The organism is Desulfobacter hydrogenophilus, from assembly GCF_004319545.1.
Classification (GTDB): Bacteria; Desulfobacterota; Desulfobacteria; order Desulfobacterales; family Desulfobacteraceae; genus Desulfobacter; species Desulfobacter hydrogenophilus.
Genome location: NZ_CP036313.1, coordinates 1,329,244 through 1,345,040, shown reverse-complemented (window position 1 = coordinate 1,345,040; position 15,797 = coordinate 1,329,244). Strand labels below are relative to the sequence as shown.

The 15,797-nt window shown below is 49.2% G+C and carries 13 protein-coding genes; 3 read left to right on the top strand and 10 right to left on the bottom strand.

The window, feature by feature from the left end; all coding sequences use genetic code 11:
• Positions 1-55: 55 nt before the first annotated feature.
• The 4 genes from EYB58_RS05825 to EYB58_RS05810 form a co-directional block, all read right to left on the bottom strand.
• Positions 56-502 (bottom strand): NUDIX hydrolase, encoded by a 447-nt coding sequence (locus tag EYB58_RS05825; protein WP_111957535.1) that lies wholly within the window; start codon positions 500-502, stop codon positions 56-58.
• Between the two features lie 234 nt (positions 503-736).
• The gene (locus EYB58_RS05820) at positions 737-1,675 is read right to left on the bottom strand and encodes an alpha/beta fold hydrolase (RefSeq protein WP_111957533.1); all 939 of its coding nucleotides are present in this window, start codon (positions 1,673-1,675) and stop codon (positions 737-739) included.
• 98 nt (positions 1,676-1,773) lie between these two features.
• Positions 1,774-3,465 carry an alpha-isopropylmalate synthase regulatory domain-containing protein gene (locus EYB58_RS05815; protein WP_111957531.1) on the bottom strand — a complete coding sequence of 564 codons (1,692 nt, stop codon included), beginning with the start codon at positions 3,463-3,465 and terminating at the stop codon, positions 1,774-1,776.
• A 341-nt stretch (positions 3,466-3,806) separates the two neighbouring features.
• Positions 3,807-4,025 carry a hypothetical protein gene (locus EYB58_RS05810; protein WP_111957529.1) on the bottom strand — a complete coding sequence of 73 codons (219 nt, stop codon included), beginning with the start codon at positions 4,023-4,025 and terminating at the stop codon, positions 3,807-3,809.
• Between the two features lie 388 nt (positions 4,026-4,413).
• Between EYB58_RS05810 and EYB58_RS05805 the strand changes: the two genes are divergently transcribed.
• A complete protein-coding gene (locus EYB58_RS05805) occupies positions 4,414-6,378 on the top strand; it encodes a monovalent cation:proton antiporter family protein (protein WP_111957527.1) in 1,965 nt (654 codons plus the stop codon).
• Positions 6,379-6,394: 16 nt separating this feature from the next.
• Here EYB58_RS05805 and EYB58_RS05800 read toward each other — a convergent pair whose 3' ends face one another.
• The 5 genes from EYB58_RS05800 to EYB58_RS05780 are packed head-to-tail and all read right to left on the bottom strand — an operon-like array spanning position 6,395 to position 12,223.
• On the bottom strand, positions 6,395-7,516 hold the full coding sequence (locus tag EYB58_RS05800) for an ABC transporter permease (protein ID WP_111957525.1): 1,122 nt from the start codon (positions 7,514-7,516) through the stop codon (positions 6,395-6,397).
• Between the two features lie 2 nt (positions 7,517-7,518).
• On the bottom strand, positions 7,519-8,661 hold the full coding sequence (locus EYB58_RS05795) for an ABC transporter permease (RefSeq protein ID WP_111957523.1): 1,143 nt from the start codon (positions 8,659-8,661) through the stop codon (positions 7,519-7,521).
• Positions 8,658-10,493, bottom strand: coding sequence for an ATP-binding cassette domain-containing protein (locus tag EYB58_RS05790; protein ID WP_111957521.1), 1,836 nt, complete (start codon positions 10,491-10,493; stop codon positions 8,658-8,660). Before EYB58_RS05790 ends, EYB58_RS05795 begins: the two co-directional genes overlap by 4 nt.
• 3 nt (positions 10,494-10,496) lie before the next feature.
• A complete protein-coding gene (locus tag EYB58_RS05785; RefSeq protein WP_111957519.1) occupies positions 10,497-11,549 on the bottom strand; it encodes an HlyD family secretion protein in 1,053 nt (350 codons plus the stop codon).
• A gap of 17 nt (positions 11,550-11,566) precedes the next feature.
• Positions 11,567-12,223, bottom strand: coding sequence for a CerR family C-terminal domain-containing protein (locus EYB58_RS05780; RefSeq protein ID WP_111957517.1), 657 nt, complete (start codon positions 12,221-12,223; stop codon positions 11,567-11,569).
• 550 nt (positions 12,224-12,773) lie between these two features.
• Here EYB58_RS05780 and EYB58_RS05775 point away from each other — a divergent pair.
• Together EYB58_RS05775 and EYB58_RS05770 are read left to right on the top strand one after the other, a co-directional pair.
• Positions 12,774-13,022: a hypothetical protein gene (locus tag EYB58_RS05775; RefSeq protein WP_111957515.1), complete on the top strand. Its 249-nt coding sequence runs from the start codon at positions 12,774-12,776 to the stop codon at positions 13,020-13,022.
• Positions 13,019-14,635, top strand: a complete 1,617-nt coding sequence (locus EYB58_RS05770; protein WP_111957513.1) for a sodium:solute symporter family protein — start codon at positions 13,019-13,021, stop codon at positions 14,633-14,635. Before EYB58_RS05775 ends, EYB58_RS05770 begins: the two co-directional genes overlap by 4 nt.
• A 281-nt stretch (positions 14,636-14,916) precedes the next feature.
• On the opposite strand, the gene EYB58_RS05765 is transcribed toward EYB58_RS05770, so the two are convergent.
• Entirely contained in the window at positions 14,917-15,765 is an 849-nt protein-coding gene (locus tag EYB58_RS05765; protein WP_131072015.1) for a hypothetical protein, read from the bottom strand.
• Positions 15,766-15,797 lie beyond the last annotated feature (32 nt).

Genomic DNA, 15,797 nt, shown 5'->3' with positions numbered 1-15,797 from the left:
ATACTTTGTTGTGGGTTGGACCTGGGTTTTGATAGGCCAGGTCAGCCCATGGCTGTTATCCGAAGTCGAAGGTTTGGTGAAGAAGCTTAAGGGTTGAGGGATTAACGTTAAGGTGACCAAGTTCGCCTTTGGAGATCCACCCGACATCCAGGGCATCATCTCCGGGAGTGGGCTCTCCACTGATATAACTTGCCGCAAGATCCACAATATAATAATGAAACCTGACCTGATCCTTGTCATCCCGGTGAATGAATTCAAATGAGAATATGGGTTCCCCGGCCTTGATGATAATTCCGGTTTCCTCGAGAACCTCCCTTTCCGCCGCCGTTTTAAGGGTTTCTCCCAATTCCACACTGCCCCCCGGGATTGCCCAAAGGCCTCTGGCCGGGGGATTGCCCCGTTTGACCAGCAATACCCTGTTGTCTTTGAATACAACCGCACCCACGGCAAGGGCAGGGCGGGCAGGGTATTCTCTGGGGCTGCTGTCAGGTGAGGATTTCATATTCCTTTCTCCTTGATAAGTATGGCTTGCAGGCCATGCCTTAAATTTTTTTCAGATGGCTGGCCTTAGGCCAAGTTCCAAATAAAACCTTCCATATGGTTTGCCTTTTCATCCGTCTTCTTCGTTGTGTCAATGGCTACATATATTTAATATGCTCCCGTTGCCCACGCCTTGAATACAAACGAAAATTCTAAACCATATTTTGGAATATTTTATTCCGATCATGTGCCTTACTCAAGACGCTGACCCGTATATAAAATCTAACATATCCCCGGCCAATTGTCTGGGGCCTTCCAAGTGGGGGACATGTCCATATTCCTCATAGATATGAACCTGTGCCCTGGGAAGCAATTCTTCTACAAACGGCGCTGTTTCGCAAGGTAGAAGAGAATCGTGGCGCCCCCAGAACAGCATGACCGGCATGGTAATATCTTTGCAAAGATGATTTAAAGAGGCTTGCTCCAAAGATATTTTGCCGGACTGTATTGAATCCATGTCCACTAGTTCATCAAATATTTTGGCAAGCCACTTCCGGTCACCCATGGCCTTTAAAATCATATACTCCTTGACACAAGTCGGAAGCGGCGGACTTTTTCTAAAAATTCTGGATTGTAACGTTTCAAAATCCCCGGGAGAACTGATGTAAAAAATATTGGACCCGGCAATAACCTCATCATAAATAGAGGGTTTACCAGGCAGGTAAAAACCGGCTGATCCCACCAAAGACAGGGTTTTGACTCTGGAAGGGAATTGGGCAGCAAGCTTTGCGGCAATGGCGCCCCCCATGGAACAGCCGGCAAGGTGAAAAGTGTCCAGACCGGTTTGTTCAATAAACCGGTCCAGCCAATCAATATAATTATCCAAACCATAGACAAGGTCCGGGTCCATACCGGAATTTCCAAATCCCGGCAAATCCGGTATGACAAGATTCAACCGTTCTTTTAAAAATTCTGCAATAAAATAAAAACTTTCTTTTCTGTCTCCGAAACCATGAATCAGGACCAGGGTCTCTTTTTTGTCCGATCCGATTTTGGACCACGCCATCAGTGGCGGTCCCTGGTGGGTATGAAGGCTCGCCCCCAACCGCTTACCGTTTTTTTTAAGAAAGGCCTCTACCATCGCCTCCCCGGCTTTGGCCTTGGCTCTAAACGCCATGGATGGTTTAAATGTCATTGATTTATCCTTGATTTTTTGTACCCCGTGCCTCTTTGCCTTTGGAACTGTAATTATACGTTCTTCATTTAGCATACAATAACGATTTCAATCATCTGCTAATTTTTATCTGTTCCGTTTTGTCCTTTCATGTCCGTCATAAACCGGCTTAACGCCTGGACATAGGATTTGGCAGATGCTGTGATGGTATCATCATCCTCGGCCTTACCCAGCCAGACCGGGGCAGCCAAGTTATAGTTCAGTTCATTGCCGTTGCCGCTGAGAACAACCAATGCTTCTGCCGTCGAAGAGTGGGTCCGTCCGCGGTTGCTGGGCTCATAAACCACAAGTTTGGGCTTTTTTTCACCAAGTCCCAGGACATCGTCAATGGCACTGAAGACCGCATTGATGGGGCCGTTTTTACCCATGAATGCCTCGCCGATTTTTTTTTCACCGTCAACGACCAGTACCACCTGGGCCTGGCGGACACTGGAGTTGGCAAACTTGTTGAATGCGTAATCCACAAACTCGATATGGTCTTTTCCTGTGTACCTGAAATCATCCCCGATCATACGCAGTTCCTTGTCCCCATATGTAATGTCCCGGGACTTGATCACGGGCATGATATGTTCCCGGACAAAGGGCTTTTTAAATTCGTATCCCAGCTCCTCCAGTCTGGCTGTGACGCCGCTTACACCGGTCAGCTTGGTGATTTGGTGGGTATTGCCTGTCCAGCCGATATCCTCGGGTGCGCAGGGCAGGTAAATATTCTCTCCAATGGCCTTGCCCTTTTTGTCTCCGTCAGAATGAACGCCCGACCCGTGGCGCAGGGCATTGGGGCCGACTCCCGGCGCATTGTAGGGAATGGGAATGCAGCTTTCCCTTTCAATGAACCTTGCCACGGCATTGGTTTTTTCAAGTTTAAAGGAGGTAAAGAATTTCCGGTTGTAGGCAGGTTTCAATGAAAGATTCATGATCACCTGCTCCAACGGCGTATTACCTGCCCTTTCTCCCAGGGAGTACCAGGTGCCTTCCACCTGCCTGATTCCCTCTTTAACAGCTGCAAGGGTATCGGCGACACTGACCCCGAAATCATTGTGGGCGTGGAAACTTAAGATTACGTCATTCGTGCCCTCCACAAGCATCTTAAAATACTGGATGGCTTCCTGGATTTCAATTTCAATTCCCTTGGCCACGGTATGGGGGATGTTGATTACGTCTGCGCCGGCCTTGATCGCATGGCCATAGATTTTAGAGATATATTCCTGCAGAAAACTATGTTCCGGATTCAGGGACTGGGACAGGGCCAGGATGGTGTTCTGGGCCGAGAATTCCACCCGGCCTTTACCGCCCGTCAACTCCTTTGCATAGGCAACTGCCCGGGAGGCTTTTTCAATCTGCTCATTGGGGTCTGCCTTATATGCCCGGATGGATGCTTCGTCAATGTTCAGGGTAAACACGTGGATGGTGGGATTGGGATTATTTTCCAGGGCCTGCCATGTCCGCTTGATATTTTCAAGGTCCATGGTGGTCAGCCCGCAGATATGAGGGCCCTCCACGGTATCGGCAATCTGTTTCACCGTATCGAATTCCAAGGGGGTTGAACTGGGAAACCCAACCTCTATGGTACTGACCCCCGTATCCGCAAGAAACCGGGCAATTTTAAATTTTGAATTCCCTTTAAAAGTTACCCCGCCTTGCTCACCATCCCGCAGGGTGGTGTCAAATATTTCTACTTCCTGCCTGGTTTCGCCCGGAATCTGAGTCTGTTCCAGTACCCACGTTCCGCTTCCATTCTTTTTGATCGCCATGTTCTTCCCCTTTATTGTGTCGGATAAAAATAAAAAAAGCCGTTATCTGCCCGGCAGGGCTGATAACGGCTTTTATTTTCACTTATAAATATTATGCCACTAAGAGCCCCTTCGCCCGGAGGTGTCAAGAACCACCTCCTCGATAAGAAGGAGAGCTAATAGCAGGCTTATAAAATTCATAATCAATTTATTCACTTTAATTAAAGTTAATTTATTATATATAAATTAAATGAAGTCAAGAAGAAAATAACGATGTTCAAATGTATGGCAAATTAAAGGACTGATTTATTTCGAATTTTCTCCCGGTAATTGGCTCAGTAAGCCCGGTGAAACGGATGCGTTTAAAATGGAATATCTTCATTATCTAAATCATCATCTTCATCAGGGTCATAAGGCATCATCTCACTCATTAAATCAAAAAAGACCCCCAGCGATTGACATAAATTTTTTATAATCCGGCTATGCGTTTCCTTTGCATCAATATCTTTTGTCTTGGACATTGTTTTCAATTCAGCCGCCAGTTCTTTTGTCAAACCATTGATCATTTTTTCTGGATCCATTAATTTCTCCTCCAATCCTGATCATTAAGTGTTTGTTGTGCTTGTTTCGTTTTTTTTATATGAAAGTTCCAATAAGTGACTGAATTACTTTCATGCTTTGTTGTGGGTTGAACCTCGGTATTGATAGACCAAGTCAGCCCATGGCTGTTATAAGAAAGTTTGTGTAAGCGACACAGATTGTTAAACTTTCGTTGTTGGCTGAACCTGGGTGTCGAGAGACCAAGTCAGCCCGTGGCTATTTTATATGAAAGCCAGTGGCTTTCTAATTCAAATTTTATTATTATGTCAGATTGATCATTCATGGTCCAGGGTTGGGATTTTTTATTTCCCATTGGGAATAAGGACCACAGATTAAATAATTATCAACTAATTTCAGGGATACATACGGATGGGTATAGCTTCTGATATTGCAATTATTGTTGTGGCCGGTTTAATTGGCGGCCTTATCGCCCAGCGGTTAAGACAGCCTTTAATCCTGGGATACATTCTGGTCGGTGTTATGGTTGGTCCCTTTACTGGGGGCGTCACAGTTTCCAATATCCACGATATCGAATTATTAGCTGAGATTGGTGTTGCGCTTTTGCTTTTTGCCCTGGGACTGGAGTTTTCATTAAAAGAACTGAAACCTGTGGCCCGGATTGCCTTGATCGGCACCCCGATACAGATGCTGCTTTCAATTCTCCTTGGCTTTGGTATCGGTAAAATATTTAACTGGCCTTTTACCGACTCGCTCTGGTTTGGGGGGCTCATTGCCTTATCCAGTACCATGGTGATTCTTAAAACACTGATGAGCCAGGGGCGAATGGGCACCCTTTCCAGCAGGGTCATGATCGGCATGTTGATTGTTCAGGATCTGGCAGTTGTTCCTTTGATGATTATTCTGCCCCAGTTAAATCAACCCGAAGCAGGGATACATGCGCTTGGCTGGGCAGCGGTCAAGGCGGTGACATTCCTGTTTCTGATGGTTTTTATAGGCACACGACTCATTCCAAAATTGTTGGCCTATATTGCCAGACGCAATTCAAGGGAATTATTTCTGCTGGCAATCACCGCAGTTGGTCTGGGCGTGGGATATGGCACCTATTTATTTGGATTGTCTTTTGCGTTTGGTGCGTTTGTCGCCGGAATGGTGCTCAGCGAATCTGATTATGGCCACCAGGCACTGAGCGATATTATTCCGCTGCGGGATATCTTTGGTTTGCTTTTTTTTGTATCGGTGGGCATGCTTCTGGATCCGGTTTTTTTGGCTAAGCACTGGCAAACAATCCTGATTGTGGTTGTATTTGTATCCGCAGGCAAGGGACTTATTTTCAGCATATTAAGCCGCATATTCGGCTATGGCAACGTCATACCGCTGGCCTTGGGATTAAGCATGTTCCAGGTGGGAGAGTTTTCATTTGTGCTGGCGCGGGTCGGCATCAGCACCGAATCCATATCCAATGATCTTTATTCCCTGACACTGGCAACTGCGATTGTAACCATGTTATTGACGCCGCTTGTTTCGGGATTGACCGCACCACTGTACGGGTTGCGAAAGCGTATGTTTAAAAAAGAGCCTGTACAGACCATCAATTTACCTGACACCGGTTTGCGCAATCATGTGGTCATTGCCGGCGGGGGGCGGATTGGGTCTCATGTCGGCCAGATTCTGCAGCGCCTGGATCTGGCCTTTGTCATTATTGAAATTGATTACCGGCGGGTGACCCAGGCCAAGAGCATGGGGTTCCCGGTGATTTACGGGGATGTCACCCGGGATGTTGTGCTGGAGGCCGGCAAGATAAAAGAGGCCAACCTTGTGCTCATTACCACACCGCGGATTGATGTCACCGGAACCGTCTGCGACCAGATCCGCCATTTAAACCCCAAGGTCAATATTGTGGCAAGGGCCGAAGGGGTAGAACAGATGCAGGCCCTGCATGAACAGGGCATACAGGAAGTGATTCAGCCGGAATTTGAGGCCGGCCTGCAATTCACCCGCCAGGCGTTGCTGCATTTAAATATCCCAACCACAGATATCCAGACATATACCGACGCCTTTCGCAGGGAGCTGTATGCCCCGTTCTTCAAGGTCTCTCCGAGATATCGCACCTTGTCTCAACTACAGAAAGCGTGTGATCTGCTGGAGTTTAACTGGATAAAACTGGTGGCCGACAGTCCCGTGATAGGCCGGACAATTAAAGAGTTGGATCTTCGCACCAAAATCGGGATATCAGTGGTTGGCGTGATGCATGACGGCGTGTTGCAACCCAACCCGGATGCAGATTATCAGTTCAAAGCAGGTGAATTAATTGCTGTCATGGGCAATGCCGAGCAACTGGCGGATTTTAAAACGTTGATTTCACCTTCACAGTAAGTAACAGCTAAATCCATTACACGGATCGATGTCTAAACAGCCAGGTTGCCAGGGGCAGCGTGATGCACGCCATGATTAATAATGGCCAGATCTGGGGCCAAACCGTGACAAGATCTGCGCCCTCAAGAAAAATCCTGCGAAGGGCTGTGATGATGTGGCGCACCGGATTAAACATGTTTGCCTGCTGAAGCCACATGGGCATATTTTCCACGGGCGTGGCAAGTCCGGACAACGTGATCGCAGGCATCAGGAATAAAAATGCGCCTAAAAGCCCCTGCTGCATGGTGGTGGACAGTGAAGACACCAGCAGTCCTATTCCCACAAGGGTGATGATAAAGCATAATAGAGCAACCATAAGGGCGCTGATCGTTCCCCGGAAGGGAATATGAAACCAGAGCACCGCCCCCCCGGAAAAAATCAGGGCGTCCAGCATGCCAAAGACAATGCCCGGCATGGATTTGCCCACCAGAATCTCCACCGGACTGAACGGGGCCACCAGAAGCTGGTCAAAGGTGCCGAACTCCCTTTCCCTGGCAACGGAGAGACTAATGAGGGTCATCACTACCACTGTGCTGATCACCCCACCAAGCGCTGAGACCATAAACCATCGGCTGCTTAGATTTTCGTTGAACCAGGCCCGTTCCACCAGGGCCAGGCCAGGCCCGCTGCCCTGGGCTATGCCTTGTTCCAAAAGGCTGTTATTAAAATTTTCCACAATTGTACCCAGGTATCCAATGGCAATCATAGCCACATTGGGGCTTCTGCCGTCGGCAATGACTTGGATCGGTGCAGGTCGGCCGGATCGCAGGCATTCTTCAAACCGGGGTCCGATATGGATCATCAGTCGGGCTTTTTCATTGTCAATGATCTCTTTAACCTGTCCGACATTTTCAAGATATCCTGTGAGCTTAAACCGTCCTGTACCTTCAATACCGGCCAGAAATGACCGGGACAGGACAGACCGGCATTCGTCAAACACGGCATACCGGACATTTTCCAGGTCAAAGGTGGCGGCATAGCTAAAGATAAGGAACTGGAGAATAGGCGGTACAATCACCACAAACCGGCTTTTAGGGTCCTTCATGATGGTGAGAAATTCTTTTAATATCAGGGCGATCAGACGTCTGAGGGTCTGCATGGTTACTCCAGTCGTTTTGATATTTTGCGGTATGCCAGTCCCAGGAACAAAAGTGCCATGAATGCCAGCACCAGGGCATTGGGCAGCAGTACGGGCCAAACATCTCCTGCGGCAAACAGGGTATGGGCGATGGTAACAAAATATCTGGCCGGGAAAATATAGCTGATGACCTGGATGAATTTCGGTGTGGATTCAAGATCAAATATCAGGCCGGATATAAAAAAGGCCGGTAAAAAACCTGCCACAATCGAGATTTGGGCCGCCACAAACTGGATACGGATGGCCGCGGAAAGGAAAAGTCCGAATCCAAGGCAAGTGAGCATGAACAGGGAACTTAAGCCCACAAGCGCACCCACGGAACCCCGGAAAGGCACGCCGAAAAGGGTGGTGCCCACCACCACGGACATGACCATGCCGAACATGCCCAGAAAATAATAGGGCAGGGTTTTACCCAACAGGATGTCGATCTTGCGCAAAGGCGTCACCAGCATGGCCTCCATGGTGCCGCGCTCCCACTCCCGGGCAATGACCAAAGCTGTAAGAAGGATGCCGATGAGCGTCATGATCAAGGTAATCAGGCCCGGAATCAAAAAGTAGCGGCTAATGGCGGCCTCGTTGAACCAGATACGCGGGGATATGGAAACCAGGGACACCATGGCGGTTTGCCCCCGGGCCACCCGTATGGATGTCCATTTGGCAGCAATGCTTTTCACATATCCTTCAATGAGCCGGGCACGGTTGGGGTCGGTGCCGTTGATGATCAGCTGGACCGGAGCCTTGTACCCTGTGCCGGTGCCTGCCGCCGCGCCTTCAAGAATTGCCGTGAAATTATTCTGTAAAAGGATAATGCCCTCGGCTTTTCGTGCCAGAATAAGCGATTGCGCCTGGGCCATACTCTCGGCGGTTTTTATTTTGAAATTGGCAGAGCCAGCAACCCGCGCCGCAAGTTCCCGGGACATGGGACCTTTGTCATGATTGACAAGGACCATGGGCACATGTTCGGCATCCAGGCTTACACCATATCCAAAAATTATCAGCAGCACCATGGGCATGACCAGGGCCAGGATAATGGAGCTGGGGTCCCTTAAGATCTGGAGGGTCTCCTTGCGAAGCACCCCGAAAAGGCGCATGAAAAAACGGGTCATGACCGGTCTCCTTGTGAAAGGGTGATAAAGGCATCATCCATGGTGGGGGCCGGGGTTTCAGGTGTCCGGGCCAGGCTGCGGATTTCCCCCGGCGTGCCCATGGCCAGGGTTTTGCCCCGGCTGATGATCACCATGCGGTCGCAGTATTCTGCTTCTTCCATAAAATGGGTGGTGACGATGACGGTGACCCCCTGTTCGGCAAACCCGTTGATGCGCAGCCAGAATTCCCGACGGGCAAAGGGGTCCACCCCGGAGGTGGGCTCATCTAAAAACAGGATGTCCGGTTCGTGGAGCAGGGCCGTGGCCATGGAAAGACGCTGTTTGTATCCGCCGGGAAGCTCTCCGGCCGGTTTGTCCTGCCAGGCGTTCAGCCCGAATTCATCAAAGGCCCAGGCCATTCTGTTTTTGAGCTGTTTGCCGGAAAGGCCGTATGCCCTGCCAAAAAATTTAAAGTTTTCCACCACACTGAGCTGGCCGTAAAGTGAAAACTGCTGGGCCATATATCCCAGGCGTGCCCTGGCTTTGGCACGGGATCGCCGCAGATTGCGGCCCGCCACCCGGATGTCCCCGGATGTGGCGGGTAACAGCCCGCACAGCATGCGGAATGTAGTGCTTTTGCCGGCGCCATTGGGACCCAGCAATCCAAAGATTTCACCTTGGCGGACATCAAGGGTGAGGTCTGAAACCGCCGTAAAATCTCCAAATTTTTTGCATAAATTGTTTGTTATGACGGCCGCATCATCCCCGGATGACGACCCCGGAACCCATGGCGTTGTCTGATCTGAAGATGGCGTATGAAGCTGGGCATCGCCCCTTGGGATCAGGGCCATAAACGCATCTTCAAAGACCGGGTCTGCCGCTGTTATTGTGTCGGCAGCCCGGTTCAGCAGGCTTGCAATTTTCTGCTTTCCGGTATCCGGGGTGTTGTCGCTTTCCGGGGATACCGCGCTGTCAAGCACCACCCGCACCCGCCCGGACCGGATTGTGGCGTCTGCAATGCCTTCCTGTCCGGCCAGCCGGGTGTAAATCTGTCTGGCTCGTATCTGTTCATCCGGGCCGGCCAGGAACACCCGGCCCGTCATTTTGGCGGTAAAGCTGTCCGGACTGCCCTGGGCCAAAAGGCGCCCCTGGTGCAGCACCTTGACCTGGTCGCAGCGTTGTGCCTCATCCAGGTAGGCTGTGGAGACCAGGACCCCGATCCTGTCATTTTCCACCAGGTCATAAACGATTTTCCAAAGCTCCCGCCGGGACACCGGGTCTACGCCCACGGTGGGTTCGTCCAGCAGGAGTAATTCAGGGGATTTTATCAGGGCACAGGCCAGGCCCAATTTCTGCTTCATGCCGCCGGAAAGGGCGCCTGCCCGTCTTTTTGTATACGGGGTAAGATCGGTCATGGTCAGCAGCTTGTCAAAGCGGGCGTGCCGTTCTTTTAAGGCAACACCCTGAAGATCCGCATAAAGTCTTAGATTTTCGATCACGGTCAGGTCCTGGTACAAACCGAATTTCTGGGGCATATACCCCACACGGCTCTGGATTTCCAGACTGTGTTCCACGCTGTCCAGTCCCAGCAGGCTCATCTGTCCGGTCGTGGGCACTAAAAGACCTGCGGCAATGCGAATCAGGGTGGTTTTTCCCGCACCGTCCGCGCCCACAAGACCGGTTACCCGGCCCTGGACAATTTTGAGGCTGATTCCATCCAGGGCCTGGATTTTTTTACCGCTTGGGGTGTCAAAGGTTTTGCATATGCGGTCTGCATGCATCAAGGGCATATTTTCAACGCCCGTATCCTTTGTTGGCAATGCCACGCTTACGCGGCTCACGCTGCTGTTCATATCCTATTCCACCGATTCCCGGGATAAGTTCGCAGTTTCTGCCGGAACAGCAGGCCGGGCGTCGGTTTGATTTTTATTAATGGCCACGGTTACGGGTGTGCCCAGACGTAACATATCCTTTGGATCTTTTACAAATACCCGGGTTTCGTATACCAGCTGGGTGCGCAGGTCTTCGGTGGCCACAGCCCGGGGGGTAAATTCCGCCACGGGTGAAATAAAGCCCACCCATCCGTCCAATGGCTGCCCGGGTAACGTATCCGTAAAAATTTGGGCGGTCATGCCCAGATTGATTTTTCCCAGCATGGGCTCGGGGATGTATGCCCGGACCCATTTGGGATCACAAAGTGCCAGGACAAAAGCGGGCTTGGAAGGCCCGGCAAGTTCCCCTTGTTCCAGGATTCTGGACTGAATGATACCGTCGGCAGGTGCGATCAGGATCATGTCGGACAGGCGCACCTGAAGCTGATCAAGGCTTGCCCCAAGCGCATCAAGTTGGTGTCGGGCTGCGGCGATATCTTCTTTGCGTGGGCCTTCAATGAGCAGATCCAGGGCTTTGCGGCCGGCAGCCAGCTGGGCTTGTTCAACCTTTAGTTGTGCTTTTGCGTCATCATAATTTTGAATGCTGGTGGCCCCGGATCGGGAGGTGGCTTTGAGGCGTTTTACGGTGCGGGTGACATTTGCCACCCGGGCCATGATTGCCTGCACCTCGGCCCGGGCCTGGTCAATTTCCTGGGACCGGCTGCCCGCTTCCAGTTTGGCCACGGTCTCCTGCTGGGCCGCGATCCGGGCCGTGAGTTCCTTGATGGCGGCATCGAGTTTTGCCGTGCGAAGTTTTGCCAGCACCTGGCCTTTTTTTACACGCATGCCCTCTTCGACCAGAATTGCTTCAATCCGTTCCTGTTCTGTGAACGCAAGGGATGCATCGCGAATATCGATGGTGCCGTAAATTTTGAAGATGCCGGCATTTTCATCCTGTTTTTTGTTCTGATTCTGCCAATACATATACGCACCGGCTGCCGCAAGGATCAGTATGATGACAGGTAATACTTTTTTCATAACAATTTCCTTATTCTCTATTGGCTTGGCGTTGACGTGATTGCCAGGGCATTGCCCACAATCACGGCGCGGATTTCTTCCAGTTCTTCCGGGGAATACCCTTCAAGGTCAAGCCCCCGGACAATGGTCTCCCGGGCCACCCGGAAAATCAGCACCTGGCCCATGAGCGTCATGGCTTTAAATGTTGCCTGCCTGGGATCGGATTTTCCGGATGTCGCCATGATCAGGGTGGACAACGCATCAAGCACAGGTTTCAGGAACCCTTCAAAAATAGTGTCATAGGCAGAACTTGGGAACATCTGCTCCCGCAGGAGGATTCTGGAGAAACGCTGCCCTTGTTCCGAACCGGCAATAAAATGAATAAATCGTTCGAGAATGGCCTGCATCAGTTCCCGGGCCTGCTGCCGACCGCTATCGTTGGTGAAGGTCGTCTCGTCAATTTGTTCCAGCAGCTCTCCGGCTTCCTTTTTGATCTGGTCAACAATATGATCGATGACGGTCTGGTAAAGCCCGCCCTTGCCCCCGAAATAATAGGGGATGGCGGCAATGTTCACGTTGCCTGCTTTGGCAATCATCCGGGTGGTGGCCGAATCAAAGCCATGTCTGCCAAATACGTCTATGGCGGCGTCAAGCAGACGATCTTTGGTGTCGGGGGCGTTCTTTTTTTTAACCACAAGGTCTCCCAGTTTGTGTTTTTGATCTGCTCCATCAGATTTAGTTCAATCGATTGAATTAATCAAGTGGATAAATTATGACCGCTCGATAATTATGGAAAAAGATTCAATCATACCATCAGTGACGGCCTCGTATTACTTATATTTTCAAAAGTTATAAACAGGAAATACATCATATATATGGCTTCTCCCTAGGCAAAAATCCTATCTCCCATCAGGATTTTGCTCACATTTAAAATCAGGCATTTGCTGATTGTTAAATTCCGTCAGCTCTCATATTTGTATCCCCAATACATTTTTATACCCTGCTGATTACAACTTTTATGGTTAAACCTTTGAGCAGATGCAGACACCTTAAGAGAGTAGCTTAGATGAAAACGGCCTTGCCATGCACATTAAAGCAGCCGGCAGATTTCACTACAGCAGCGCACAAGGCGGCAAAAAGACACATATTGCTTAACCGAACTTTAAGATTTAAGGGACTCGGAAGCCGGAAAAAATATCGGCCTTCCGGGGCTACATAAAACCATCCTAAAAACTGGAGGATTCTATGTTCAAAGGCATGCCAAAAATTTTCTGGGCAGGCACAGGTCTGATGTATTCTTGGGTGTTTCTTTTCATTATTCTGGAGATGACGATTCCGGGACTTCCACTGAAGAAAGTCTTTGGTTTTCCGGCCTGCTATCTTTACAATTGGCTTTTCGGCCTCTGGATCATCAACATTATCATCTCTTTTTTATTCTACTGGTCTGAAGAGAAAAGAGAGGAAAAGCTGAAACAGGAAGAAGGTGAAATATGAGCGTTAATCCAATTGTTTTACTCGGCGCACTTGCTTATTTTCTTGTCATTTTCTACATTGGCTGGACCTCACGAAAAGCCTCTCTTGATGCCTCTGATTTTTATGTTGCAGGTCGGAAAGTCGGTCCTTTTGTAAACGGCAGTGCCCTTGCCGCAACCTATTTCAGCCCGGCAAGTTTTCTGGGGCTTCCGGCATTTATCTTTCTTCTTGGTTATCCTTTCTGGTGGGCTCTGGTCGGCATTATCGGCGGCATGCCTATTGCCACGCTTCTGACGGCAGCGCCTTTAAGAAAGTATGAACCCACATCTTTTACCGATTACTATGCAGACCGATACGAAACCAGGTGGATGAGGCTCTGGGCTGCCATCCCGACGGTTATCGGCGGCTTTGCATATGTTATCCTCTCAATTGTTGGTACTGCACTGTTCCTGCTTTGTATCTTAAAGGTTAACTTTACTATTTCCGTCATCCTGGCCTCGGTAATTATCTTTGCATATATTTATTACGGCGGCATGGTTGCAACCACCCTTTCCACTGCCTTCCAGGGGATTGCCATGACCGTGGGCTCACTTGTGGCAATGTTTTATGTAATAAGCCATTACGGCGGACTTAACGGCCTTACAGATGCGGTTCTGGCAAACAGCCCCACATTCTTTAATATGCCTTATGTTTCGGAAACGGCTTCCCATCCTCTGATGAGTACCTGGACCGGCGTGGTCGGTTTCTTTTTTGTATGGCATTTTGGTTTTTCCGCCATGCCTTATACGGTTGTCAGGTTCTTCACAACCCAGGATATCAAATCAGCCCGCCGGAGTGTTTTCTGGGCTGTTCTTATCGGTGGTGCCATGTATGGTGGGCTTGTCATCATCGGAACCGGAACCAAGGTTTTGATAGAGCAGCTGCATCCGCTTATGCAGACAGAAGGCATTAACAGCGCCATGGGTCTGTTAAAACACATGAAAACCGCATACGGCGTTGCAGGTGCATCCGTTACGGATTACTCCATGATCGCTGCCAACGAAGCGTTAAACAGCCCGTTTCTGCTGGCCGTCATTGCTGCCGGAGGACTTGCGATTGCCATGGCTACCGCAGCCGGCTGGACCATGGTTTTGAATGTTGTTCTTGGCCGCGACCTTATCGGCAAGGTTTTCGGATCTACATGGCCTGAGGAAAAACCGGTTCAGTGTACCAGGTGTATGACAATTTTTATTATATTGGTCTGTGCACTGTTTTCCTTTAAACCACCGGCGCTTGTACTCGATATTTCAGGTGCTGCATTTATCGTAATCCTTTGTTCCGTCGGTCCGCCACTCATCCTTGGTCTGTGGTGGGAAAGGGGCACGACCATTGCCGCAGCACTTAATATCATTGTAATGACCGCCTGTTCCACAGGGTCATGGATGTATGCAAAATATCACCTGGGAAGCTACCACTGGTTTTTCTTAAGTGATCCGGCCAACAAGCTGTCGACCCCCCATCAATTTTACTGGGTATTTATAGGGTTTTTTTTTTATATCGGTGTGAGTCTTATCACGCCCAGGAACAGCGAAGAGGCCATCCAGAAATATGTAAGGGATTTAAGGCCCAGGCAGCCGCAGTCTAAACAGATATAGATAAATGCTGCACAACTTTAGGCCCATGATCGGAATAAAACATTCCAAAATATGGTTTAGAATTTTTGTTCGTATTCAAGGCGTGACGATGGGAGCATATTAAATATATGTACCCATTGACACAACGAAGAAGACGGATGAAAAGGCAAACCATATGGAAGGTTTTATTTTGAGCTTGGGCCTTAAATATTTAACCAGACAAAGCCCGGCTTCAATGCCGGGCTTTGTCTGCGGTCCTTATTCAGCGCCAACCTGATGTCACCGCAAAAGTCTCACCTCGTTTATTTTATCTTTTTTCTGGCAAAGCTTTCAGGTGCCAGAAACAAGCTTGAATCAAGAGACGGTATTTCCTGAACACGGGTTAACACCGAGGTTTCATCCTTGAAAACCTTATCTGTTTTTTTGGGCGGTTTGTCCTCAAAAGTCTGGATATATGATCCTTCAAGAAGAAATTTTGCCTTCACGGTATAACCGTCTACCCTGGCAAGGTCATCCTCAATTGAGGCAAGGTCCTGGGGGTAATAACTTAAAAGGTCACCTAAAAGTCCCAGCCTGTAGCCGTTTACTCCTGTTTTCCTGGAAAGCGCTTTGTTAAAATTTGTGTAAAGATCATATCCTTTAACCTCAGTGGAAAGCCATAATGACTGGGTTATCCTTGTAAGACTTTTTGCATTTTTTTTCTTGTCAGTGGTTTCAAGATTTAGTTTGATATCCACTCTTTTGGTTGAATATCCATTTACTGTTTCAGGTTCTTTGCTGAATTCAAAAGATATTTGGGGGGGTGACACCTCATATCTTTGTTCAACCAGCTCCCGGCGTTCCTTTATCATGGGGCTTCGTTTCCGGTGCCATTCAGGATCGGAAATATTTGCAATCGGGTAAACATAGACATAGCGATTTGCCCAGTCCACTTCTGAAACCGTATTTGCCTTCAAGTCAAACTCGCTTGTATTTCTGCCGGTTTTAACCTTGCCGAAAAAACGTTTTAAAAGGCCTGACTCATACCGGGTCTTCTTATCAGCGTACTTGACATCACCAGTATAACCCACCAGTGTTCTGGCACTGGTTTCACCCAACATGAATTCGTTGCTTTTTTCTTCATGGGTAAACAGCACGTCTGCCTGGGACACAGCTCCCGTCCAAAGTAAAAATAATACGCCAA